Source organism: Streptomyces sp. NBC_01381 (assembly GCF_026340305.1).
Lineage (GTDB): Bacteria > Actinomycetota > Actinomycetes > Streptomycetales > Streptomycetaceae > Streptomyces.
On the sequence record NZ_JAPEPI010000001.1, the window covers coordinates 2203013 to 2227163 of the forward strand.

Below are 24151 nucleotides of genomic sequence, written 5' to 3' on the forward strand. Positions count from 1 at the left end.
TTGGCGGTGGTGCGCCGGTTGTGCGGCGTACGGTCAGTACGTCAGGCCGTGGCCCACCGGGTACAGCACCTGCGTCGGATCGTCCGCCCGCTGCACCGGCACCGGCAGCCGCCCCTGCGGCCGCGCGCGACCCGCGATCACCCTTACGGCGGCGCGCAGTTCGACGTCCGTCCAGCAGTAGGCGGCCAGCGAGGCGCCCACGGAGCCGAGCCGCGCCACGTCGTACGGGTTGCGGATCGCCACGGCGACGACCGGGACGCCGGTCGCGACCAGGGCCTCCACGAGGGCGATCTGGGTGCTTCCCGCCCCCACGTTGTACGTGCCGACGACCACCGCGTCCTTGCCCGCGGCCGCCGCGACCGCCTCCGCGATCTTCGTGGTCGAGGGTGCCGTGCCCGTCGGAAGGACCGTCGCGGTGAAGCCGAGCTCCGTCAACTCCCGCCCGATGACGGCCGTCGGCGGTCCCGTGGTGCCCGATGGCGACGCCGGGTCGGCGCCCACCACCAGGATCTCCTGGTGCGTACGGCGCGAAAGCGGAAGCAGTCCGCCCCCGTTCAGGAGCAGCGTCGTCGTCTCCTCCGCGATCCGGTCGGCGGCCGCGAGATGCGCACGGGTGCCGACCGCCTTGTCGACGCCGCGCGAGGTGACGTACGGGTCGGAGAAGAGGTCCAGTTTCGCCTTCAGGCGCAGGATCCTCAGCAGGGACTCGTCGAGCCGCGCTTCCGTCAACTCGCCGTCCCTGACCGCCTGGAGCACCGCGTTCCACGCGATCTCCGGCTTCGGCGGGTTCAGGAGCTGGTCCACGCCCGCCTTCAGGGCGAGCACCGGGACGCGGTCGTCGCCGTACTTCGTGCGGACGCCCTGCATGCCGAGCGAGTCCGTCACCACGACCCCGTCGTAGCCGAGTTCCTCGCGCAGGATGCCGGTGAGGATGGGGCGGGAGAGGGTGGCCGGGTCCTCGGCTGGATCGAGGGCGGGTACCACGATGTGCGCGGTCATGATCGAGTCGATGCCCGCGGCCACCGCGGCCCGGAACGGCGGGGCGTCCAGGGTCTCCCACTGCTCACGGGTGTGGTGGATGTACGGCAGCTTGGAGTGGCTGTCGTCCTTGGTGTCGCCGTGGCCGGGGAAGTGCTTGGACGTCGACGCGATGTCCGTGCCCTGGTAGCCCTTGACCTGCGCGGCGACCAGGCCGGCGACCGCTTCGGGGTCCGAGCCGAAGGAGCGTACGCCGATGACGGGGTTGGCCGGGTTGACGTTCACGTCCGCGACCGGGGCGTAGTTCTGCCGGATGCCGAGCGCGCGCAGCTCGGCGCCGGCGATGCGGGCCGCCTTGCGCGCGGTGGAGTTCGAGCCCGCGGCGCCGAGCGCCATCGCGCCGGGCAGCAGCGTGGCGGGGATGCCGACGCGGGCCACGGCGCCGTGCTCCTGGTCGGTGGAGATGAGCAGCGGGATGCCGGAGGTGGGGGACTGTCCGGGGGTCTCCGGGGTGAGGGCCGCGCGCTGGATGCCGTTCGAGAGGTCGGCGATCTGGTGCGGGGCACGGGTGTTGTGGGCCCAGCCGAAGTAGATGATGCCGCCGAGGCGGTACTTGGCGACGGCCTCGGCAGCGGTGCGTACGCCCAGTTCCTTGAGGTTGGCGTCGATGTCCGCCTGGTCGGGCTCGGTGGCGGAGTGGCCGTACACATGCATCACGAAGAGCTGGCCGACCTTCTCCTCCAGGCTCATGCGGGAGATGCGTTCCCGGAGCCTCCGGTCGCGGTCGCGGTCGCCGCTGCCCGCCGCGTGCACGGACGGGGCGGCAAGGGCCGTCGCGGCGACGGCGGTGGCGGCGAGCAGGGTGCGTCTGGAGGTGTTGCGGTGGGACGACATGTGCGCTCCTTCGGGGAGGACGCCGGACCGGAGCCGGGCTGGGGGAACCGGCTGAAGGAAACTTTCCCGAGTCACGGATATCCCGAAGATTTCTGCCGGTCAAGGGATCCGGCGGCCACTGTGGAGGAGTGAGGGGCCGTCACCGGTGCTGTTGGAGGGGGGCGCACCGGTGACGGCATGCTGCCGGCCGCAGGCGGCGGAGAGGGTGGTCAGCGTTCGCAGCCAGCAGCGATGCCGACACCGCCTCGCGGAGACTCACCCGGCAGCACGCCCGTTGGACGCCGCCCCCTTCGCGTGGGTTCCCGGCCGGGGAGTATTTCCGGAAAGTGGTACGTCCGTGAGAGCTGAGGCTCAGTGAGCCGCTTCGGGGGCTGCTTCGGGCCAGTGCGCCTGCAGCGTCCTGACCGTCTCGGCGATCGCGGGGCGCCGGGATGCCCCGGCCCGCCACAGGGCGTAAAGCCGCCGCACCGGCACCGGATCGAGCCGCACGGTGACCGCCCCTTCGGGGACCGGGCCGCGGCCCAGGCGGGGGATCAGCGCGACGCCGAGCCCCGCGGCGACCAGCGCCACCAGGGTGGGGTTCTCCTCCGCCATGTGTGCGATGTCCGGCTCGCAGCCCGCGTCGCGCAGGGTGCGGATGAGCCACTCGTGGCAGACCAGGCCCGGCGGCTGGGTGATCCACCGCTCGTCCTTCAGCTCCTCGCGGCGCACGGATGCGCGCCCCGCGAGCCGGTGCCCGGCGGGCACGACGAGGTCGCAGAGGTCGTCGCCGATGACGGCCTGTTCGACGCCGGGAGGCGTCGGCAGCGGCGCGATGTCCCAGTCGTGCACGATGGCCAGGTCCACCGCGCCCTTGGCCACCAGGTCGATGGAGAGATGCGGGTCGATCTCCGACATCCGGGCGTCGAGCGCGGGATGCCGCAGGGCGAGATCCGCGAGCACCCCGGGCAGCAGGCCGCGCGCCGCCGATGCGAACGCGGCGATGGTGAGCCGCCCCGCTGGCAGCCCGCGCCGCTCCTCCAGCTCGGTCTCCGCGCGCTCCACGATCGCCATCAACTCCTGGGCGGTGGCGGCGAGATGGCGTGCCTCCTCGGTGAGCGCGACGCCCCTGCCCCGCCGTTCGAGGAGGGTGGTGCGGGTCTCCCGCTCCAGTTTGGCGATCTGCTGGGAGACGGCGGACGGGGTGTAGCCGAGCGCGGTGGCCGCGGCGCCGACGGTGCCGTGCACCGAGACGGCGTGCAGGGCGCGCAGCCGGGCGAGATCGAGCACGAGGACCCACTCCATCCATCCATGCGGGACATGATTCGTTAGCGTTGCTTCATCCCATCATGCAGATATCCGTGCTGGTCCTACATGGTCATGCCGGGTGATCCTCGACGCATGCGACCCGTACATGTCTGCCTGGCCGTTCTCGTCGCCGCCGTATGGGGCGTCAATTTCGTCGTCATCGAGGTGGGGCTCGACCACTTCCCGCCGCTGCTCTTCTCCGCCCTGCGCTTCCTGGTGGCCGCGCTGCCAGCGGTCTTCTTCGTGGGGCCGCCCAAGGTCGCCTGGTGGATTCTGGCCGTCGGACTCGTCCTCGGGGTCGCCAAGTTCGGTCTGCTCTTCATCGGCATGGACGCGGGGATGCCGGCCGGCATGTCGTCCCTCGTGCTGCAGATCCAGGCGGTGTTCACGGCCGTCTTCGCCTTCGCGGTGCTCGGCGAACGGCCGGGCGGCATACGCCTGTTGGGGATGATCGTCGCCCTGACGGGCATCGGAGTCGCGGCCGTCGACGAGGGCGGCTCCGGCACGCTCACGGCCTTCGCGCTGCTCATCGCGGCGGCGGCCTGCTGGGGCGCCTCCAACGTCCTGACCCGCAAGGCGTCCCCGCCCGACGCCCTCAACTTCATGGTGTGGGTGAGCACGGTCCCGGTGCTGCCGCTGCTCGGCCTCTCCCTCCTCTTCGAGGGCCCTTCGCGGGACCTCGAAGCCCTCGGCTCCCTCGACTGGCAGGGCGCCGGGATCATCGTCTACGTCGCCTGGATCACCACGGTCTTCGGCTTCGGCGCCTGGGGCTACCTGCTGCGCCGCCACCCGGCCTCCACCGTGGCGCCCTTCTCCCTCCTGGTCCCGGTGTTCGGCATGTCGGCGGCCGCGCTGGTACTCGGCGAGTCGGTGAGCGGACTCGGGTGGTGCGCGGCGGCGCTGCTCGTGTGCGGGGTCGGCCTGACGTCCTTCGCCGGCGTCAGGCCGCGCGGTTCAGGAGCCGGGACAGGAACTCCCGCCCAGGACCGAGCAGTTCGGGCAGCGGAGCCGCTGCCTCGTACCACCGCTTCTCGTACTCCCAGCACAGCCACCCGTCCCGGTGCTCCCCGCTGAGCAGCACGTCCACGCACTCGGCGAGCGGCAGCACGCCATCGCCGAGCGCGAGCGGCGTCGTGTCCTGTGCGGACGCGATGTCCTTCACCTGTACGTAGCCGAGGTACGGGGAGAGGGCCGCGTAGCTGTCGGCGGGGGACTCGCCGCCGAGCCAGGTGTGCATCAGGTCCCACAGGGCGCCCGCGTTGCGATGCCCGACGGCACCGAGGACGCGGGTCGCCGCGGCTCCCGTGCGGTGCGAGTCGTGGGTCTCCAGGAGGATGCGTACGCCGAAGTCCGCGGCGTACTCGGCCGCGGTGCCGAGCCGCCGGGCGGCCGTCGCGTCGGCCTCTTCGGCGCTCTGCTCGGTGCCGCCGCCGGGGAAGACGCGGATGAAGGGGGCGCCCAGATCGCGGGCGAGGGTGAGCAGCGTACGCATCTCGTCGAGCACGGGTCCGTCCTCGCCGGGCGCGGCCACGCGCGCGTACCCGGCGATGCCGACGATCTCCACGCCCGCGTCCTTGAACCGGGCGGCCGCGTCGGCGCGTTCGGTGAGCCCGATCCCCGGATGGACCGGCTCCTCGGGATGCGCGCGCAGCTCGACGCCGTGGAAGCCGTGGGTGGTGGCGAGACGCAGCACGTCGGCGAGGGGGAGTCCGGGCACGCCGAGGGTGGAGAAGGCGAGTTTCATGACGCCGACCCTAGATGCAGGTGCCAGTCCTGCCCCATGAGATCGGCACCGAACGAGCGGTGGGGCTTCTCCTCGGCAAGGACGAAGCCGTGCCGCTGGTAGATGGCGCGGGCGGCGCGCAGGACGTCATTGGTCCACAGGGTCATCTCGCGATAGCCGACCCCGCGGGCGAACTCGACGCAGGCGTCGACCAGTTGATCACCGATGCCGCGCCCCCGCGCGTCCGGTTCGACGAGCAGCAGCCGCAGCCGCGCGGTCCCCGGCGCCTCGTCGCGTACGCACATCACACTGCCCACGGGCCGCCCGTCGAGCTCGGCGATCCATACCCGCTCCAGGTGCGGATCGTGATCCTCCGCGAAGTCGGCGACGATCCGCGCGACCAGGCCTTCGTAGTCGGTGTTCCAGCCGAACTCGGCGGCGTACAGAGCGGCGTTGCGCTGCACGATCCATCCGAGGTCACCGGGAGCGGGCTCACGGAGCAGCGGGCGCGAGACCGCGGCCCCGCCCTCGCCCTCGCCCTCGCCCTTGCTCAGGATCTCCCGCACGGTGCGCATCGCGGTGGCGAGGCGGGGCCGCTCGGCGGCCGGGACACCCGAGAGCAGCGAGCCGATGGCTTCCGTGGACCGCTCGTCGAGGAGCCCTGCGGTCTCCCGCCCCCGCGCGGTGAGCGTGATGCGCTGCCGCCGCGGATCACGCGCGGAGGGCGCGCGCTCGACGATCCCGTCCTTCTCCAGCTTGCCGAGCAGACGGCTCAAGTACCCGGCGTCGAGGGAGAGTTCGGAACGCAGGTCGGCCGCGTCGAGATGGGAGGCGTGGGCCAGCTCGTAGAGGACGCGGGCCTCGGTGAGGGTGTACGGGACGTAGAGCTGACGGCTGTAGTCGAGAGCGCCGATCAGATTCGTGTAGAAGCGGTTGAAGGCGCGGATCTCATGGATGGGCGTATCGGAGGCGTGGGCCATCGCGGTTCACTCCGGGTCATCGGGACGGGTCACCTTTGACTGAGTCAACGGTACGCCGCGTCGCCCATGACCGCCATGCCTTGCCAACGGCCGTGCCTGTCCGGCTCAGAGGCGGCGGCAGTGGAAGATGCCCCAGCGCAGCTGCCCTCGGTGCGCCGCGTCCACCCACAAGGACAGGCTGTTCAGCAGTGTCTCGACGTAGTCGGGGCTGATGACGGTGCGCAATTCCTGTTCGCGTTTGTGGGTCTCCTCGATGAGGCGCTCATAGTGGTTGCCCATCTGCTCGCTGAGATCGTCGAAGTCGACCTGCGACATGCCGAGCCCGCAGAGCGATCGCCGGTAGAAGTCCGGCGTGGCCAACTCATCAACCCCCAGTCGGGCCACGGCGGGGCGCAGCGTCCGGGCCGAGGTGCCCTCGTCGGCCATCAGGTCGGTGAAGACCAGGGCTCCTCCCGGCTTGAGGACACGCACGGCCTCAGCCAGGGTGCGTGTGCGGTCCGGGCTGTGACAGAAGGCTTCCTGGGACCAGACGACATCGAAGCGGCCGTCCTCATAGGGGATGTCCTGGAACGTTTCCGTGACCACCTCGATGAGGCGGTCAAGCCCACGCTCGGTGTTGACGGCGCGGTGGCGTCGGTTCTGCGTCTCGCTGATGTTCAGGGCGGTGATCTGGCAGCCGAAGCCGGCGGCCAGGTGGCGGGCGGGACCGCCGTAACCGGACCCCATGTCCAGCACGGCGGCCTCGGGCGTGAGGAGGTCGGCCACCTTGTCGGCCACCCGCTCCACCGTGCGGCGAGAGGCGTCCGCGACCGCCTCGCCCGCCTGCGTGTAGATGCCGGTGTGGATGTCTTCGCCGCCCCAGACATAGGCGTAGAACGCGTCGACGTCGCTGGTCTCGTAGTAGTCGCGGGCCATGTCCTCGCCTCGCGAACCGCCGTGGTACGGCATGGATCTGCCTCCGTTGCTCGCCGACGCAGGGGGAGTCAGTCTCACGACCGTGCCACCTGCCTGCATAGAGGCCGAATGAGCCATGGGCTGGGCGCCGCGTCACCGCATACGGATGCGGACCACGCCGTAGCTCCCGATCCTGGTCGGGCGGCGGTGGACGGTGCAGACGCTGTCCTCGGTGTCGATGATCACGTAGAGGGGGATGCCGCATTCCGCATAGAGGCGGACCTTCTTGGCGAAGCCGTTGTCCCGGCTGCTCTGCGAGACGACCTCGATGACCGCCTCCAGACTGTGCCACTCGAAGCGGCCTCGGCTGTTTCGGATGTCGGCGACATCGAGGCCTCACCGACACGGCGGCGCCGTGGACCCCCGCACCATCAGCTCCGCCCCGATCGTCGCCACGCCCCCCGGCGGCGGCTCCTCCGCGCCCGTGGCCAGGCGGCCCGCGCGTGCGCCCGCCTCGTGCAGCGGCAGTCGTACGGTCGTCAGGGCGGGGACGGCGTCGATCGAGAAGGGCAGGTCGTCGAAGCCCGCCACCGAGATGTCCTGCGGGATGCGCAGTCCGCGGTCGCGCAGGGCGGCGGCCGCGCCCAGGGCGACCGTGTCGTTGGCGGCCACGATCGCCGTCAAGTCCGGGGCGCGGCGCAGGAGTTCGAGGGTGGCCTCGTAGCCGGACCGGCGGGTGTAGGGGCCGTGGACGGTCAGCTCGTCCTGGTCGCCGTGGTCCGCGGCGGACGCCGCGAGCGCCTCCCGGTGGCCCTCCAGGCGGTGCCGGGTCGTCGTCCGCTCCATCGGGCCCGCCACGTATCCGATCCTGCGGTGCCCCAGGGTCAGCAGGTGCTCGGTGAGCCGCCTGCCGCCGTTGCGGTTGTCGAAGGTGAGGGTGGCGGTCGCCGCGTCGGTGTCCGCGAGCGGCGGCCGTCCGCACAGCACGATCCGGGTGCCCGCGTCCGCCAGGCGCGCCAGCTTCGCGGAGACCGCGGCCGCGTGGTCGGGGTCTTCGAGGGCGCCGCCGGTCAGCACGACCGCGGCGGCGCGCTGCCGCTGGAGGAGGGTGAGGTAGGTGAGCTCGCGCTCGGGGGAGCCGCCGGTGTTGCAGACCACCGCCATCCGCTCGCCGCCCGCGCGCCCGCCGGGACCGCCGATCTCGGACTGGACCGCGCCCGCCATGATCCCGAAGAAGGGGTCGGCGATGTCGTTCACCAGGATGCCGACCAGGTCGGACGTGGCCGCGGCGAGCGAGCTCGCCGGTCCGTTGAGGACGTAGTCGAGGTCGTCCACGGCGCGCAGGACGCGCTCCCGGGTGGCCGCGGCCACCGGGTAGTTGCCGTTCAGCACGCGGGAGACGGTAGCGGGGGAGACCTGGGCGCGGGCCGCCACGTCCGCCAGGGTCACGGTCATCTCGTCGTCCTCCGGTCGCGGCTCTGGTCCGAAGCACTTGTCCGAACCTTGTGCGGCAGGCTAGCTTCTCCTTGTGTAGAAAGCGCTTGCTATGCGCCTACGTGCGTACGGAGGGACTGCTGTGACTCGTAAGACGGTGCGCATCGCCATGAACGGTGTGACGGGACGCATGGGCTACCGCCAGCACCTGGTCCGCTCGCTCCTGGCCCTGCGTGAGCAGGGCGGGCTCGCCCTGGGTGACGCCGAGGGCACGGTGCTGTGGCCCGAGCCCGTCCTGGTGGGCCGCAGAGAGCACGCACTGCGGGAGATCGCCGAGCGGCACGGACTTGACGCCGGGGCGAACGTCTCGACGGACCTGGACGCGGTCCTCGCCGACCCCACCATCGACATCTACTTCGACGCGCAGGTCACCTCGGCGCGCGAGACCGCCGTCAAGCGGGCGATCGCCGCAGGCAAGCACGTCTACACGGAGAAGCCCAGCGCCACGGGCCTGTCCGGCGCCCTCGAACTCGCCGCCCTCGCCAAGGCCGCCGGCATCAAGCACGGCGTCGTACAGGACAAGCTCTTTCTGCCGGGCCTGCTGAAGCTGAAGCGGCTGATCGACGGCGGCTTCTTCGGCCGGATCCTGTCCATCCGGGGCGAGTTCGGCTACTGGGTCTTCGAGGGCGACTGGCAGAGCGCCCAGCGCCCGTCCTGGAACTACCGCACCGAGGACGGCGGCGGCATCGTCGTCGACATGTTCCCGCACTGGGAGTACGTCCTGCACGAGCTGTTCGGCCGCGTACGCAGCGTCCAGGCGCTGACCGCGACCCACATCCCGCAGCGCTGGGACGAGCAGAACAAGCCCTACGGCGCCACGGCGGACGACTCGGCGTACGGCATCTTCGAACTCGAAGGCGGCGCGATCGCGCAGATCAACTCCTCCTGGACGGTCCGCGTCAACCGCGACGAACTCGTCGAGTTCCAGGTCGACGGCACCGAGGGCTCGGCCGTCGCGGGCCTGCGCAACTGCCGCGTACAGCACCGCGCCACGACCCCCAAGCCGGTCTGGAACCCGGACCTGCCCGTCACGCACTCCTTCCGCGACGAGTGGCAGGAGGTCCCCGACAACCAAGGGCCCGACGGATACGACAACGGATTCAAGGCGCAGTGGGAGCTGTTCCTGAAGCACGTGTACGCCGACGCGCCCTACCACTGGGACCTGCACGCGGGCGCACGCGGCGTGCAGCTCGCCGAGCTGGGCCTGAAGTCCTCCGCGGAGGGCCGCCGCATCGACGTACCGGAGATCGCCCAGTGACGCTCCTGCTGCCGCGCGCGGACGGCACCGCGTACGCGTACGAGCCCCTTGGCGCCCCCCTGTCCCTGGCGCCCGGCGGCCCGCCCCTCACCTCCCGCACGGTCTTCTCGGCGGCCCATGTGGTGGCGGACCCGTACGCCGACGTCTCCCCGGACTCCCCGGCGGCCGTCGACTGGGACGCCACCCTGGCCTTCCGCCGCCACCTGTGGGCGCAGGGCCTCGGGGTCGCCGAGGCGATGGACACCGCACAGCGCGGCATGGGCCTGGACTGGACGGGCGCGGCGGAACTGATCAGACGCTCGGCGGCGGAGGCGAAGTCGGTGGGCGGCGCCATCGCCTGCGGCGCGGGGACGGACCAACTGGCTGATCCCGCAGACCTGTTGACGGTCCGTTCCGCGTACGAGGAGCAGCTGGCCGTGGTCGAGTCGACCGGCGCACAGGTGATCCTGATGGCCTCGCGGGCGCTGGCGGCAGCCGCGAAGTCGCCCGACGACTATCTCGAGACATACGGCCACCTCCTGCGCCAGGCGAGCGAGCCGGTGATCCTGCACTGGCTCGGCCCGATGTTCGACCCGGCGCTGACCGGCTACTGGGGCAGCGAGGACCTGGACGCGGCGACCGACACCTTCCTGGAGGTCATCGCCGCGCACCCCGACAAGGTCGACGGCATCAAGATCTCCCTCCTGGACCCTCAGCGCGAGATCGCCCTGCGCCGCCGCCTCCCGAACGGCGTCCGCTGCTACACGGGCGACGACTTCAACTACCCCGAACTGATCGCGGGCGACGACCAGGGCTTCAGCCACGCCCTGCTCGGCATCTTCGACCCGCTGGCACCGCTGGCGGCGCGGGCGGTGCGCGCGCTGGACACGGGCGACACGAAGGCGTTCCGCGCCCACCTGGACCCCACGGTCGACCTCTCCCGCCACCTCTTCGCGGCGCCCACCCGCTTCTACAAGACGGGCGTGGTGTTCCTGGCATGGCTGGCGGGCCACCAGGAGCACTTCACGATGGTGGGCGGCCTGCAGTCGGCGCGCTCGCTGCCGCATCTGGCCCGCGCCTACGAACTGGCGGACGGCCTGGGCCTGTTCCCGGACCCGGCGGTCGCCGAGTCCCGGATGAAATCCCTGCTGACGGTGTACGGAGTCGCCCCATGCCAGTAACGCCTGCGGTGAGCGAGGAACTCGCGCGCTTCTCCATCAACCAGATGACGGTGAAGCAGCTGTCGTTGCCGGAACTGGTGAGCGCGTGCGGGGAGTTGGGAATCCCCGGGGTCGGCCTCTGGCGCGAACCGGTGGCGGCCTACGGCCTGGAGCGGACCGCCAGGCTGATGCGTGACGCGGGCCTGTCCGTGACGACGCTCTGCCGGGGCGGTTTCCTCACGGCGATCGACCCGCACGCGCGCGTGGCGGCGATCGAGGACAACAAGGCGGCGATCGACGAGGCGGCGACGCTGGGGACGCGGACGCTGGTCCTGGTCTCCGGCGGCCTGCCGCCGGACTCGAAGGACCTGCGAGGGGCACGCGAACGCATCGCCGACGCGCTGGCGGAGCTCGCCCCGTACGCGGCGGTGCGGGGCGTCCGCCTGGCGATCGAGCCACTCCACCCGATGTTCGCGTCCGACCGCTGCGTGGTGTCCACCCTGGCGCAGGCGCTGGACCTGGCGGAGCGGTTTCCCGCGTCGCAGGTGGGGGTGTGCGTGGACACGTACCACGTCTGGTGGGACGACGAGGCCCCCGCCGGAATCGCCCGCGCGGGCGCGGCGGGCCGCCTGCACGCCTTCCAACTGGCGGACTGGGTGACGCCATTGCCCGAGGGCGTCCTGAACGGCCGCGGGCAGCTGGGGGACGGTGTGATCGACATGCGGGAGTGGCGGGGGTACGTGGAGCGGGCGGGGTACGCGGGCCCGGTGGAGGTGGAGTTGTTCAACGAGACCCTGTGGGCGAGGGAGGGGAGGGAACTCCTGTCGGAGACGGCTACGCGGTACGTGGCGTATGCCTGACGGGGACGCGGCGGGTCAACGTCTTGGCAGGTCGCACTCACTTCGGGTGACGGTACCGTCGTACAAGAGACCGCGACGCGCACCGGCGTCCAGACTCGCGCCCATGGGAGCAGTGATGACGAACCATCGGCAGGAGCAGGCCACCGAGGAAACCTGGATGTTCCCGCCGGCAGACGGCTGGACCTTTGACCAGGTCAAGCACTTGGAGCTGCCGTTCGACTGGGAACTCGTGGACGGAATGATCATGCCTCGCGGGCAGACCAAGTTCTGGCACAACCGGGTCCGGGACAGGATCGCGTACGCATTGGAGGCGGCCGCTGTCGACCCGTATGCCGTCGTGATCGAGCAGTGCGTCATGCTCGACGACCAGAACACCCCAAAGCCCGACGCGATCGTCTTCGATCCGCGTGGGCTCAGCTTCTTCGAGACCGAGTGCGTTCCCGTCGACAAGGTGGCCCTGGCCGTCGAGGTGGTCTCCCCGGGCTCCCGTCAGGACGACCGAGTCCGCAAGCCCGCGCTGTTCGCCGGGGCCAAAGTGGCTTGCTACTGGCGCGTGGAGCTCGACCGTGACCACCGGCTCGCGGTCCACGAATACTGGCTGCACGCCGAGACGCGGTCGTACATTCCCGCTCCCATGCATCCGGTGCACCACGACAAGCTGACGACGGAAGTGCCGTTCCCCGTGGAGATCGACCTCACGGAGCTCACCGAATTCTGACGCCTTGCTGAAAGGTTGCCCGCTGCCGCCGTACAACCCTTCTCGCCCGAAGAGGGTCGTACTTGGTGTCAGGGCTTCCGCAGGGGGGATCCGGGGGGATTCGCGGAGGGCCGGCAGGGGAGGGGAGACCCGTGGGGGCCCGGTCGGGAGAAGACCGGGCCCCCACGGGTCTGTAAGGCCGGAGTTGTACACAGGGCGCCCGCGCTGTCAGTGCCCGGCGGTAGCGTCGGATCATGTCGAGTCCAGTGGGAGTGACGACGGGATCGGTGCCCGCGGCGCGTGCCGCGGTCGTCGAGGGTGTCCTGGAGCGGATCACGTACGCCAACGAGGAGAACGGGTACACGGTCGCCCGCGTGGACACCGGCCGCGGCGGCGGCGATCTGCTCACCGTCGTCGGTTCGCTGCTCGGTGCGCAGGTGGGGGAATCGCTGCGGATGGAGGGGCGCTGGGGCTCCCATCCCCAGTACGGCAAGCAGTTCACCGTGGAGAACTACACGACGGTGCTGCCCGCCACCGTCCAGGGCATCCGCCGTTACCTCGGCTCCGGCCTCATCAAGGGCATCGGCCCCGTCATGGCCGACCGCATCACCACCCACTTCGGCGCCGACACCCTCGACATCATCGAGACCCAGCCCAAGCGGCTCGTGGAAGTGCCCGGCCTCGGCCCCAAGCGGACCAAGATGATCGCCGCCGCCTGGGAGGAGCAGAAGGCCATCAAGGAGGTCATGGTCTTCCTGCAGGGTGTCGGTGTCTCCACCTCCATCGCCGTGCGCATCTATAAGAAGTACGGCGACTCCTCCATCTCCGTCGTCAAGAACGAGCCCTACCGGCTGGCAGCCGACGTCTGGGGGATCGGTTTCCTCACCGCCGACCGCATCGCCCAGTCCGTCGGCATCCCGCACGACAGCCCGGAACGCGTCAAGGCGGGACTGCAGTACGCGCTGTCGCAATCCACCGACCAGGGGAACTGCTACCTCCCGGAGGAGCGGCTCATCGCCGACGCGGTGAAGCTGCTCCAGGTCGACACGGGGCTCGTCATCGACTGCCTCGCGGAACTCGCGGGCGAGGAGGAAGGGGTCGTACGGGAGGCAGTTCCCGGGCCCGAGGGGGAGCAGGACGTCACCGCCGTCTATCTCGTCCCCTTCCACCGTGCCGAACTCTCCCTCTCCGCCCAGCTCCTGCGCCTCCTCAGGACGACGGAAGACCGTATGCCCGGCTTCCGCGACGTGGACTGGGACAAGGCCCTGTCCTGGCTGGCCGGCCGCACCGGCGCCGAGCTCGCCCCGGAGCAGCAGGAGGCCGTCAGGCTCGCCCTGACCCGCAAGGTCGCCGTCCTGACCGGCGGCCCCGGCTGCGGAAAGTCCTTCACCGTCCGCTCGATCGTGGAGCTGGCCCGCGCCAAGAAGGCGAAGGTCGTCCTCGCCGCCCCCACGGGCCGCGCCGCCAAGCGCCTCGCCGAACTGACGGGGGCGGAGGCCTCCACCGTGCACCGTCTCCTCGAACTGAAGCCGGGGGGCGACGCGGCGTACGACAAGGAGCGGCCGCTCGACGCCGACCTGGTCGTGGTCGACGAGGCGTCCATGCTGGACCTGCTGCTCGCCAACAAGCTGGTGAAGGCCGTTCCGCCGGGTGCCCATCTGCTCTTCGTGGGCGATGTGGATCAGCTGCCGAGCGTCGGTGCGGGCGAGGTGCTTCGGCACATGCTCACCGACGAGAGCCCCGTCCCTGCCGTTCGGCTGACCCGTATCTTCCGGCAGGCCCAGCAGTCCGGGGTCGTCACCAACGCGCACCGGATCAACTCCGGCCTTCCGCCCATCACTCAGGGCCTCAGCGACTTCTTTCTCTTCGTGGAGGACGAGACCGAGGACGCCGGCCGCCTCACGGTGGACGTGGCCGCCCGCCGCATCCCGGCGAAGTTCGGCCTCGACCCGCGCCGCGACGTCCAGGTGCTGGCGCCCATGCACCGGGGCCCGGCGGGCGCCGGCAACCTGAACGGGCTGCTCCAGCAGGCCATCACGCCCAGCAGACCGGACGTACCGGAGAAGCGGTTCGGCGGCCGGGTGTTCCGCGTCGGCGACAAGGTCACCCAGATCCGCAACAACTACGAGAAGGGGCAGAACGGCGTCTTCAACGGCACGGTCGGCGTGGTCACGGCCCTCGACACGGACGAGCAGCGGCTCACGGTCCTGACGGACGAGGACGAGCAGATCCCGTACGAGTTCGATGAACTGGACGAGCTCGCCCACGCGTACGCGGTCACCATCCACCGCTCCCAGGGCAGCGAGTATCCGGCGGTGGTGATCCCCGTGACCACGGGGGCATGGATGATGCTGCAACGGAACTTGCTCTATACGGCGGTGACGCGCGCCAAGAAGCTGGTCGTTCTGGTCGGATCGCGCAAGGCTCTGGGACAAGCGGTACGCACGGTCTCGGCGGGCAGGCGCTGTACAGCGCTGGATTTTCGGCTCGCGGGCGGCCGGGCAAGTACCTCTCGAAGCCCCTCCGGATCCCCCGCCGGATCGCCCTCCGGAAATTTTGATCGATCATTCGAGTAGGAAAGGTCACAGAGCACTTCCAGAACCCGGGCGAACGGGGCAGGATGAGCAGGTTGGCGGCACTGAGTGCCGCCATTAGGCCCAATGGTCGACCCCGAGTGCACTCTCCAGGGCCAAATGGGGGATGGTAGAGACAGTCAGGGCACCTCGAAGAAGAGGCACAACGTCGGTGAGGGATGACGTGAGCGACAACTCTGTAGTACTGCGGTACGGCGATGGCGAGTACACCTACCCGGTGATCGATTCGACCGTCGGCGACAAGGGCTTCGACATCGGGAAGCTCCGCGCCCAGACCGGTCTGGTGACCCTGGACAGCGGCTATGGCAACACCGCCGCCTATAAATCCGCCATCACCTACCTCGACGGCGAAGAGGGAATCCTCCGGTACCGCGGCTATCCGATCGAGCAGCTGGCCGAGCGCTCCACCTTCCTCGAGGTGGCGTACCTGCTGATCAACGGCGAGCTGCCGAAGGTGGACGAGCTCTCCGCCTTCCGCAACGAGGTCACGCAGCACACGCTGCTGCACGAGGACGTCAAGCGGTTCTACGACGGCTTCCCGCGCGACGCCCACCCGATGGCGATGCTGTCGTCCGTGGTCAGCGCGCTGTCGACGTTCTACCAGGACAGCCACAACCCGTTCGACGAGGAGCAGCGCGACCTCTCGACGATCCGCCTTCTCGCCAAGCTTCCGACGATCGCGGCGTACGCCTACAAGAAGTCCGTGGGCCACCCGGTCGTCTACCCGAGCAACAACCTCGGCTACGTCGAGAACTTCCTGCGCATGACGTTCTCCGTGCCGGCCGCGGACTATGAACTCGACCCGGTCGTCGTCTCCGCGCTCGACAAGCTCCTGATCCTGCACGCGGACCACGAGCAGAACTGTTCGACCTCCACCGTGCGTCTGGTGGGCTCTTCGCAGGCGAACATGTTCGCCTCGATCTCCGCCGGCATCTCGGCCCTGTGGGGTCCGCTGCACGGTGGCGCCAACCAGTCCGTCCTGGAGATGCTCGAGGGCATCAAGCAGGACGGCGGCGACGTCGACACCTTCATCCGCAAGGTGAAGAACAAGGAAGACGGCGTGAAGCTCATGGGCTTCGGGCACCGCGTCTACAAGAACTTCGACCCCCGGGCGAAGATCATCAAGGCGGCGGCGCACGACGTCCTCTCGGCCCTCGGCAAGGATGACGAGCTGCTCGACATCGCGCTGAAGCTCGAGGAGCACGCGCTGGCCGACGACTACTTCGTCGAGCGCAAGCTCTACCCGAACGTGGACTTCTACACCGGTCTCATCTACCGGGCCATGGGCTTCCCGACCGAGATGTTCACCGTGCTGTTCGCGCTGGGCCGTCTGCCGGGCTGGATCGCCCAGTGGCACGAGATGATCAAGGAGCCGGGTTCGCGCATCGGTCGCCCGCGCCAGATTTACACCGGTGAGGTTCTCCGGGACTTCGTCCCGGTCGAGGGTCGCTGACTTTTCCGGAATCTGCAGGCCGGCTGTGGCTGGTCGCGCCCACGCGGCGTAGCCGCATATGTCACAGCCCCGCGCCCTTCGGGGCGCTCGGTCCAGCCCTAGCGAAAAGCGCCCCGCCGCCGATCCCCCCACGGGTCGACGGTCGGGGCGCTTTCCTTTTTCCCGGTTCGGATTCCCCCCACGGGATCCGGCCGGGCGTCTGCGGTGGTGCGCCGTGCTGCGATCTGCCGGGACGCGTACCAACCGGGAGGGCCGCTCAAGCTCCCCGGTGCACGTGCCCCGGCCAACGCACTCCAGGAACATCCCCCAAGATGTCCCCGATGTCTAGAGACGTCCCCCAAGACGTCTCTGGCATCGCACTCTTAGACTCGCGAGCCCCCTCAATGGTTACGTTCGGATCATTGTGATCTGCGTCTCTTGCATATGTCCCGAACGGGCGCAAGGGCCCCGATATGCCGATCGGGGCTCAAGGGTGAGGATACTGCGACCAGTATGTGAAGAGGCTATGTAAGTGACCTCAAGGCTATGCAAAGGTCCTCAGGCGCAGGCTGTTGCTCACCACGAAGACCGACGAGAACGCCATCGCGGCGCCCGCGATCATCGGGTTGAGCAGACCGGCCGCGGCGAGCGGCAGCGCGGCCACGTTGTAGCCGAAGGCCCAGAAGAGATTGCCCTTGATCGTGGCGAGGGTCCTGCGGGAGAGCCTGATGGCGTCGGCCGCGCCGCGCAAGTCCCCGCGCACCAGCGTCAGATCGCTCGCCTCGATCGCCGCGTCCGTGCCCGTGCCCATCGCCAGGCCCAGATCGGCGGTGGCGAGCGCGGCCGCGTCGTTGACCCCGTCCCCGACCATCGCCACGACCTTGCCCTCGCCCCGCAGCCGTCGTACGACATCGACCTTGTCCTCGGGCAGGACCTCGGCGTACACGGCGTCCGGGGCGATGCCGACGGCCTGTGCGACCGCTGCGGCGACGGCCCTGTTGTCGCCCGTCAGGAGCACCGGCGTCAGACCGAGCGCGCGCAGTTCGCGCACCGCTTCGGCGCTGGTGTCCTTCACGGTGTCGGCGACGCCGAGGACACCGCGCACCCTGCCGCCCCAGGCGACCAGGACGGCGGTGTGCCCCGCGGCCTCGGCGGCGGCCCGCGCGCGGGCGAGTCCGTCGGGGACCGCGACCTCGTCGACGATGCCGTCCCGGCCGACGAGCACCTTGCGCCCGTCCACCGTGCCCCGCACCCCGAGCCCGGCGACGCTCTCGAACGTGCCGGCGGGCGGCAGCTCATCGGTGCCGATTCCCAGGCGCTCGGCGGCGCCCGCGGCCACCGCCCGTGCCACGGGGTGCTCGGAAGCGTGCTCCAGGGCGCCCGCGAGCCGCAGCAGTTGCTGCTCGTCGGTGCCTTCGGCGACGTACACCTCGCGCAGTGTCATACGGCCCGTCGTCACCGTCCCGGTCTTGTCCAGGACGACCGTGTCGACGCGCCGCGTGGACTCCAGGACCTCCGGGCCCTTGATGAGGATGCCGAGCTGCGCGCCGCGTCCCGTGCCGACCATCAGGGCGGTCGGCGTCGCGAGGCCGAGCGCGCACGGGCAGGCGATGATCAGGACGGCGACGGCCGCCGTGAAGGCCGCGGTCGCGTCGCCGGTGAGGCCGAGCCAGGCGCCGAGCGTGGCGACGGCGATCAGGAGCACCACCGGCACGAAGACCCCGGCGATCCGGTCGGCGAGCCGCTGCACCTGGGCCTTGCCGGTCTGCGCTTCCTCGACGAGCCGCGCCATCCTGGCCAGTTGGGTGTCGGCGCCGACACGGGTGGCCTCGACGACGAGCCGCCCCGAGACGTTCGTGGTCGCCCCGGTCACCGCGTCGCCCACCGCCACGTCCACCGGCACGGACTCGCCGGTCAGCATCGACACGTCGACCGCGGACGCGCCCTCCACGACGGTGCCGTCGGTCGCGACGGTCTCCCCGGGGCGTACGGCGAAACGGTCGCCGACGGCCAGCCGGTCGACCGGAACCCGCACCTCCCTGCCGTCCCGCAGCACGGCCGCGTCCTTGGCGCCCAGTTCGAGCAGCGCCCGCAGCGCCGCGCCGGCCCGCCGCTTGGAGCGGGCCTCCAGCCAGCGGCCGAGCAGGATGAACGTGATGACGCCCGAGGCGACTTCGAGATAGATGGTCGAGGCCGCGTCGGCGCGCGACACCGTGAACTCGAAGGGGTGCCGCATGCCCGGCATGCCCGCGTCGCCGAGGAACAGCGCCCACAGCGACCAGCCGAAGGCGGCGAGCGTGCCCACGGACACCAGGGTGTCCATCGTCGCGGCGCCGTGCCGCAGATTCGTGAACGCCGCCCGGTGGAAGGGCAACCCGCCCCAGACGACGACGGGCGCGGCAAGCGTCAGCGAGAGCCACTGCCAGCTGTCGAACTGCAGCGAGGGGACCATGGCGAGCAGCACGACGGGCAGCGAGAGCAGCGCGGAGACGATGAGCCGCTGCCGCAGGGTGTCGGGCTCGGTGATGTCGGCGGTGGTGGGATGCTCCCCGGCCCCGGGTTCGGCGGGCTCGGGGACGATCTCCTTCGCCGTGTAGCCGAGCTTCTCGACCGTGGCGACCAGCTGCGCGACCTCGGTCCCTTCCGCGTACGAGACCTTCGCCTTCTCCGTGGCGAGGTTGACCGAGGCGGTCACGCCCTCCATGCGGTTCAGCTTCTTCTCGATGCGGGCCGAGCAGGAGGCGCAGGTCATACCGCCGACGGCGAGTTCGACTTCGTTCATGGTTCTCTCGTGACTGCGTGACTACTGGGATGGTGTGGCTGCGGGCCCTGTGACGGTGCCACAGGGCCCGGGGTACCCGGCAGGCGGCAGGTCAGGCCTTGACGCCGGTCAGCTCGTAGCCCGCCTCGTCGACCGCGGCGCGCACCGCGGCCTCGTCGAGCGGGGCGTCGGAGACCACGGTCACCTGGCCCGTGGAGGCCACCGCCTTGACCGAGCTGACGCCCGCGAGCTCCGAGATCTCGCCGGCGACGGCGCCCTCGCAGTGGCCACAGGTCATGCCGGTCACCTCGTACACGGTGGTCACGGCGCCCTGCGGCGTCTCGGCGGCGCCGCCCGAGTGGCAGGAACCACTGGGGGAGCAGCAGGAGCCGGCGGTCTCGGTCTCGGCCTGCTGGAGCTCGGTCTGGGCGCTCATGTCGTTCTCCTCGGTGAGGGTGCGGCGTATGTGCGTATGCGACGTAATGTGCAGGAGGGGCCCCGGAGTCCCCGGGGGCCTCCCGACGCTCACCACACTATACCCCTAGGGGGTACTTCTCAACGAGGGGGGCGCGCTGCGCGGCCCGCTCGGAGGGTCAGTCCCTGCGCCCCCGGTTGCCGGGCCGCGCCGCGACCCAGGCGCGGATCGTGTCCGCGTACCAGTAGGGCTTGCCGCTCTCCACGTGGTCGGGCTCGGGAAGCAGGCCGTGCTTGCGGTAGGAGCGCACGGTGTCGGGCTGCACCCGGATGTGTGCGGCGATGTCCTTGTACGACCAGAGCCTTCGGTCGGTCATCAGTGGCACCTCCCTGCGGGTGCCGCAGGGGCGGCTCGGGGGGAGCCGTCGGGGGAGCTGCGGCACGACGCTGGCGATCACTCAGCCTTGTGCCCGGTGAACGACGCGGAGTGAGCGCAGGGGGGCGGCTGTCGACTGCCTGTGACGCAAGGCCCGCGTATACGGGACATGTGTGACAGGGGGAGGTTCTTTGTGACGCGTGTGATGCATCCAGGGGGGCGCGTCAGCGCGGCGCGAAACGGGCGCACGGATACGGAGCGCGAGGGGGGCGGCCCGAAGCGAGGTGGACCGGACCTGCTGCGCCAAGCCCGGTCCACCGGCTTCCCCGCAACCCCTGTGCCGTACAGGCACCGAAGGGGTCCCCCTCGCCGGTTGGCTCGAAGGCAACAGCCTGCCGCCGGCGCGTCCCGCCGGTCTTGGAAAAAACCGCAGCCCTAAAGACCGCAGCCCTAGAGAAGGACCAGGCTCGTCGGTTCGTCCGCGAGGCGGTCGGCCGCCGGTGGTCCTTCGAGCGGCCGGGGCGTGCGCCGCCCCGCTGCGAACTCGCGCGGCGTACAGCCCGTCATCGCCTTGAACTCGCCGCTCAGATGCGACTGGTCGTAATAGCCGCAGACCGCCGCCGTCTCCGCCTGGCTGCGCCCCGCAGCGAGCATCCGCCGTGCCCGCTGCAGCCGAAGCACCCGGCCCGCGGCCTTGGGCCCGATGCCGATCCGCTCCCGGAAGCGGCTCTCCAGCTGCCGTACGCTCCAGCCGACTTCATCGGCGATGTGCCCGACCGGGGCGGCGCCCCCGGTGCGCACCAGCTCGCCCCACGCCCGCACCGTCCGCGCCCCGGCCGGCGGCCCCGCGGCGGACCAGCGGGCGAAGGCGTCGTCCAGGAGGGCGAAACGGGTGCTCCAGGAGGGCGAAACGGGTGCTCCAGGAGGGCGAAACGGGTGCTCCAGGAGGGCAGGGAGTCCAGCGCCGCGGCGAGTTCGGCGATCGAGTGCCAGCGGCCGGGGCCGGGCCGCACGCCCAGCGCGTCCGGGTCGAGGCTGCGGTCGGCCACCTCGTGCAGGGCGGTCCCGAAGAGGGTGAACGCGGCCCACGGCGTGAGCAGCACCTCGATGCCCGCGAGGTGCCCGTCGTGCTCGCCGATCACCGGCGTCGTGCCGAGCCCGGAGAGCACGGAGACCAGCGACACGCTCTCCGGCTCCGGGCCGCCGCCCGTGAGCGCGGAGATTCGCACCGGGCGCTCGAAGCCGAGCATCAGCGTCACCGCGCCGATCGGCACCTCGAGCCTGCGCCGCGGCCTGCCGAGCGCGAGCCGGATCCCCCGGTAGCTGATGACCCCCGGCCGCAGCCGGGGGTGCGGGGCGGCGAGCGCCACCTCCCAACTGCCCAGCGGGCAGCGCGCGTACCGGGTGCCCGGAGCCATCGGGGCCGCCCCTAGGCGCCGCAGGAACGCAGGAACGAGCGGGTGCGGCGGGCGATGGGCCCCGGCTTGTCCGGCGGGCACGGATACATGTCCTGCTCGACGATGGCGAACAGATCCACGTCCAGCTTCTGCGCCGCCGCGAGCACCGGCTCCAGGGCGGGCACCCCCGACGGCGGCTCGCACATCACACCGCGCGCCACGGCGGGACCGAACGGCATCTCCTGCGCCCGCACCTCGGCGAGCACCGCCGGGTCGACCTGCTTGAGGTGCAGATAGCCGATGCGCTCGCCGTACGTCTCGATGAGCTTGACGCTGTCGCCGCCGCAGTAGGCGTAGTGCCCGGTGTCCAGGCAGAGCGAGACGAGGTCGGAGTCCGTCGCGTCGAGGAAACGCGTCACGTTCTCCTCGGTGTCGATGTGCGTGTCCGCGTGCGGATGGACGACGACCCGCAGGCCGTACCGCTCGCGCACCCGGTACGCCAGGCGCTCGGTCTGCAGCGTGAGCTGGCGCCACTGCTCCGGTGTGAGCGTGCGGTCCTCCAGGACCTCGCCGGTCTTGTCGTCGCGCCAGAAGGAGGGGATGACGACCAGATGCCGGGCGCCCATCGCCTGGGTGAGGGCGGCGATACCGGCCACGTGCTCCCAGGTCCTGTCCCAGACGGCGGGCCCGTGATGCAGGCCGGTGAAGACCGTCCCGGCGGAGACCTTCAGGCCGCGCCGCTGTGTCTCGGCGGTCAGTTCGGCGGGATCGGTGGGCAGATAGCCGTACGGGCCGAGCTCGATCCACTCGTATCCGGAGTCCGCCACCTCGTCGAGGAAGCGGCTCCAGGGGACCTGCCCGGGATCCTCGGGGAACCACACGCCCCACGAGTCGGGCGCCGAGCCGATGCGGATGCGTGACAGCGTCGTCATGGCAGCCAGCTTTCAGGGCGGCGGAGAAGAGTGTCAAGGAGTCGTCCGAATGTAAGGACAATGTGTTGACAGGGTTCGTGGGGCGGGATTAGACCTAGGGGTGGGCGACGCCGAGAGGGAGTGCAGGGTGACGGTGGCTGATCCGTATGCCGATCCGTATGTCGATCCGTTTGACGTCATCACCATGGGGCGGATCGGGGTGGACCTCTATCCCCTGCAGGCCGGGGTGCCGCTCGCCGAGGTCACCACCTTCGGCAAGTACCTCGGCGGCTCCGCGTCGAACGTCGCGGTGGCGGCGGCACGCCTCGGCCGCCGGGTGGCGCTCCTCACGCGCACGGGCGAGGACCCCTTCGGGGAGTATCTGCACCGGGCGCTGCGGGAGTTCGGGGTCGACGACCGGTGGGTGAAGGGGGTCGCCGGGCTCCCCACGCCGGTCACCTTCTGCGAGGTCTTCCCGCCCGACGACTTCCCGCTCTACTTCTACCGGCAGCCGAAGGCGCCCGACCTGGAGATGTACGAGAGCGAACTCGACCTCGGCGCGATCGCCGCCGCGCGGGTGTTCTGGATGACGGGTACGGGGCTGAGCGCGGAGCCCAGCCGCTCGGCGACGCTGGCGGCGCTCGCGGCCAGGAGCCGGCGCGAGGTCACCGTCTTCGACCTGGACTGGCGGCCGATGTTCTGGAGCGACCCGCAGGAAGCCAGACCCTTCTACGCCGAAGCCCTGCGGCACGCGACCGTCGCCGTCGGCAATCTCGACGAGGTTGAGGTGGCGACGGGGGAGCGGGAGCCGTACGCCGCCGCTCGGGCCTTGCTGGCGGCGGGAGTTGAGCTGGCCGTGGTGAAACAGGGCCCGAAGGGTGTGCTCGCCGTCAGCCGCTCCGGGGAGGTCGCCGAGGTGCCGCCCTTGCCCGTGACCGTCCTGAACGGTCTGGGGGCGGGGGACGCGTTCGGCGGGGCGCTGTGTCATGGGTTGCTCGGGGGGTGGGGGCTTGAGCGGGTCATGCGGTACGCCAATGCGGCGGGGGCGATTGTCGCTTCGCGGCTGGAGTGCTCGTCCGCCATGCCGTTCCCTGATGAGGTCGAGGCGGCGGTTGAGGCGGGGGAAATCTCAGCCCGTCCGGCACTTGAGGACGAACTCGGCGAAGCCGGTGATCGACGGTGACTGATATCGCCGGGCTCACCCGCATCAGGGCCTCCCGCCCAGAAGCCATCGCTGAGGCCGCTTCCCGCCGTACCCGGCGGCCTCTCCTCGGCGACGGCGGGCGATTGATGATCATCGCTGCCGATCACCCCGCACGCGGCGCTCTCTCCGTGGGGGGACGTCCGTTCGCCATGGCCAACCGCGGGGACCTCCTCGAACGGCTCTGTCTCGCGCTCTCGCGCCCCCGCGTGGACGGCGTGCTCGCCACCGCCGACATCCTGGAGGATCTCCTCCTGCTCGGCGCCCTCGACGGGAAGGTCGTCATGGGTTCCATGAACAGGGGTGGACTCGCCGGGGCCTCGTTCGAGCTGGACGACCGGTTCACCGGGTATCGCGCAGAGGATCTGGAACGGCTCGGGTTCGACGCGGGGAAGCTGCTGCTGCGGGTCGACTACGACGACCCCGGATCGCTCGCCACCATGGACGCCGCCGCACGGGCCGTCGACGCGATGGCCGCCCGCAGGCTGCCCGTCTTCGTGGAGCCGTTCCTCTGCCGCCGCCCGGCGGACGGCGGACCGCCGCGCAACGATCTGAGCGCCGACGCCGTCACCACGTCCATCGCCATCGCCTCCGGCCTCGCCGGGACATCGGCGTACACCTGGCTGAAGGTCCCCGTCACCGAGAACCCGGACGACATGGAGCGGGTCATGGAGACCAGCACACTGCCCGCCGTGCTGCTCGGCGGTGATCTGGGGGACGACAGTGACGCCGCGTACGAGAAGTGGCGCGGCGCCCTGCAACTGCCCACCGTCCAAGGGCTCGTCGCGGGGCGCACGCTGCTGTACCCGGCGGACGGGGACGTGGCGGGCGCGGTCGACACCGCCGTCGGACTGCTGTAGG

Annotated in this window: 21 protein-coding genes and 1 pseudogene; 10 read left to right on the top strand and 12 right to left on the bottom strand. The window is 70.8% G+C overall.

The annotated features are described in order from the left end of the window. Positions 1-33: 33 nt before the first annotated feature. Complete coding sequence (locus tag OG453_RS10530) at positions 34-1872, bottom strand: glycoside hydrolase family 3 protein (protein WP_266866747.1); 1839 nt, start codon at positions 1870-1872, stop codon at positions 34-36. A gap of 351 nt (positions 1873-2223) precedes the next feature. After that, positions 2224-3141 carry a LysR family transcriptional regulator gene (locus tag OG453_RS10535; protein ID WP_266869793.1) on the bottom strand — a complete coding sequence of 306 codons (918 nt, stop codon included), beginning with the start codon at positions 3139-3141 and terminating at the stop codon, positions 2224-2226. 111 nt (positions 3142-3252) lie between these two features. Between OG453_RS10535 and OG453_RS10540 the strand changes: the two genes are divergently transcribed. Continuing rightward, positions 3253-4233: an EamA family transporter gene (locus tag OG453_RS10540; protein ID WP_266866749.1), complete on the top strand. Its 981-nt coding sequence runs from the start codon at positions 3253-3255 to the stop codon at positions 4231-4233. Here the strand turns inward: OG453_RS10540 and OG453_RS10545 are convergent. The 5 genes and pseudogenes from OG453_RS10545 to OG453_RS10565 form a co-directional block, all read right to left on the bottom strand. Then, positions 4187-4903, bottom strand: a pseudogene (locus OG453_RS10545) (sugar phosphate isomerase/epimerase family protein); the annotation flags it as partial. The gene OG453_RS10540 and the pseudogene OG453_RS10545 overlap by 47 nt on opposite strands. Continuing rightward, a complete protein-coding gene (locus OG453_RS10550) occupies positions 4900-5862 on the bottom strand; it encodes a bifunctional helix-turn-helix transcriptional regulator/GNAT family N-acetyltransferase (RefSeq protein ID WP_266866750.1) in 963 nt (320 codons plus the stop codon). The pseudogene OG453_RS10545 and the gene OG453_RS10550, both read right to left, overlap by 4 nt. A 105-nt stretch (positions 5863-5967) precedes the next feature. Then, positions 5968-6810: a cyclopropane-fatty-acyl-phospholipid synthase family protein gene (locus OG453_RS10555; RefSeq protein ID WP_266866752.1), complete on the bottom strand. Its 843-nt coding sequence runs from the start codon at positions 6808-6810 to the stop codon at positions 5968-5970. 99 nt (positions 6811-6909) lie between these two features. Continuing rightward, a complete protein-coding gene (locus tag OG453_RS10560) occupies positions 6910-7134 on the bottom strand; it encodes a Uma2 family endonuclease (protein WP_323178650.1) in 225 nt (74 codons plus the stop codon). 18 nt (positions 7135-7152) lie between these two features. Next, on the bottom strand, positions 7153-8211 hold the full coding sequence (locus OG453_RS10565; protein ID WP_266866754.1) for a LacI family DNA-binding transcriptional regulator: 1059 nt from the start codon (positions 8209-8211) through the stop codon (positions 7153-7155). A 121-nt stretch (positions 8212-8332) separates the two neighbouring features. Between OG453_RS10565 and OG453_RS10570 the strand changes: the two genes are divergently transcribed. The 6 genes from OG453_RS10570 to OG453_RS10595 all read left to right on the top strand — a co-directional run bounded on the left by OG453_RS10570 (position 8333) and on the right by OG453_RS10595 (position 16251). Continuing rightward, entirely contained in the window at positions 8333-9508 is a 1176-nt protein-coding gene (locus OG453_RS10570) for a Gfo/Idh/MocA family protein (protein ID WP_266866756.1), read from the top strand. Continuing rightward, positions 9505-10668: a dihydrodipicolinate synthase family protein gene (locus tag OG453_RS10575; protein ID WP_266866758.1), complete on the top strand. Its 1164-nt coding sequence runs from the start codon at positions 9505-9507 to the stop codon at positions 10666-10668. Before OG453_RS10570 ends, OG453_RS10575 begins: the two co-directional genes overlap by 4 nt. Beyond that, the gene (locus OG453_RS10580) at positions 10659-11507 is read left to right on the top strand and encodes a sugar phosphate isomerase/epimerase (protein WP_266866760.1); all 849 of its coding nucleotides are present in this window, start codon (positions 10659-10661) and stop codon (positions 11505-11507) included. The genes OG453_RS10575 and OG453_RS10580 overlap by 10 nt, the downstream gene beginning before the upstream one ends. Before the next feature lie 115 nt (positions 11508-11622). Continuing rightward, positions 11623-12225, top strand: coding sequence for a Uma2 family endonuclease (locus OG453_RS10585; RefSeq protein ID WP_266866762.1), 603 nt, complete (start codon positions 11623-11625; stop codon positions 12223-12225). Between the two features lie 233 nt (positions 12226-12458). Beyond that, positions 12459-14780, top strand: a complete 2322-nt coding sequence (locus OG453_RS10590) for an ATP-dependent RecD-like DNA helicase (protein WP_266866764.1) — start codon at positions 12459-12461, stop codon at positions 14778-14780. 124 nt (positions 14781-14904) lie between these two features. Then, positions 14905-16251: a citrate synthase gene (locus OG453_RS10595; protein ID WP_266866766.1), complete on the top strand. Its 1347-nt coding sequence runs from the start codon at positions 14905-14907 to the stop codon at positions 16249-16251. Positions 16252-16774: 523 nt separating this feature from the next. On the opposite strand, the gene OG453_RS10600 is transcribed toward OG453_RS10595, so the two are convergent. The 4 genes from OG453_RS10600 to OG453_RS10615 all read right to left on the bottom strand — a co-directional run bounded on the left by OG453_RS10600 (position 16775) and on the right by OG453_RS10615 (position 20603). Further along, complete coding sequence (locus OG453_RS10600) at positions 16775-19012, bottom strand: cation-translocating P-type ATPase (RefSeq protein WP_266866768.1); 2238 nt, start codon at positions 19010-19012, stop codon at positions 16775-16777. Between the two features lie 91 nt (positions 19013-19103). Further along, the gene (locus tag OG453_RS10605) at positions 19104-19427 is read right to left on the bottom strand and encodes a heavy-metal-associated domain-containing protein (protein ID WP_266866770.1); all 324 of its coding nucleotides are present in this window, start codon (positions 19425-19427) and stop codon (positions 19104-19106) included. A 157-nt stretch (positions 19428-19584) separates the two neighbouring features. Further along, positions 19585-19782: an AlpA family transcriptional regulator gene (locus OG453_RS10610; RefSeq protein ID WP_266866772.1), complete on the bottom strand. Its 198-nt coding sequence runs from the start codon at positions 19780-19782 to the stop codon at positions 19585-19587. Positions 19783-20231: 449 nt separating this feature from the next. Further along, complete coding sequence (locus OG453_RS10615) at positions 20232-20603, bottom strand: helix-turn-helix transcriptional regulator (RefSeq protein WP_266866774.1); 372 nt, start codon at positions 20601-20603, stop codon at positions 20232-20234. 270 nt (positions 20604-20873) lie between these two features. Here OG453_RS10615 and OG453_RS10620 point away from each other — a divergent pair, with 270 nt between their 5' ends. Beyond that, the gene (locus OG453_RS10620; RefSeq protein WP_266866776.1) at positions 20874-21104 is read left to right on the top strand and encodes a hypothetical protein; all 231 of its coding nucleotides are present in this window, start codon (positions 20874-20876) and stop codon (positions 21102-21104) included. 106 nt (positions 21105-21210) lie between these two features. On the opposite strand, the gene OG453_RS10625 is transcribed toward OG453_RS10620, so the two are convergent. Further along, a complete protein-coding gene (locus OG453_RS10625; RefSeq protein WP_266866778.1) occupies positions 21211-22110 on the bottom strand; it encodes a sugar phosphate isomerase/epimerase in 900 nt (299 codons plus the stop codon). Positions 22111-22243: 133 nt separating this feature from the next. Between OG453_RS10625 and iolC the strand changes: the two genes are divergently transcribed. Further along, positions 22244-23272 carry a 5-dehydro-2-deoxygluconokinase gene (iolC, locus tag OG453_RS10630; RefSeq protein WP_266866780.1) on the top strand — a complete coding sequence of 343 codons (1029 nt, stop codon included), beginning with the start codon at positions 22244-22246 and terminating at the stop codon, positions 23270-23272. Next, on the top strand, positions 23269-24150 hold the full coding sequence (locus OG453_RS10635; protein WP_266866782.1) for a deoxyribose-phosphate aldolase: 882 nt from the start codon (positions 23269-23271) through the stop codon (positions 24148-24150). The genes iolC and OG453_RS10635 overlap by 4 nt, the downstream gene beginning before the upstream one ends. Position 24151 lies beyond the last annotated feature (1 nt).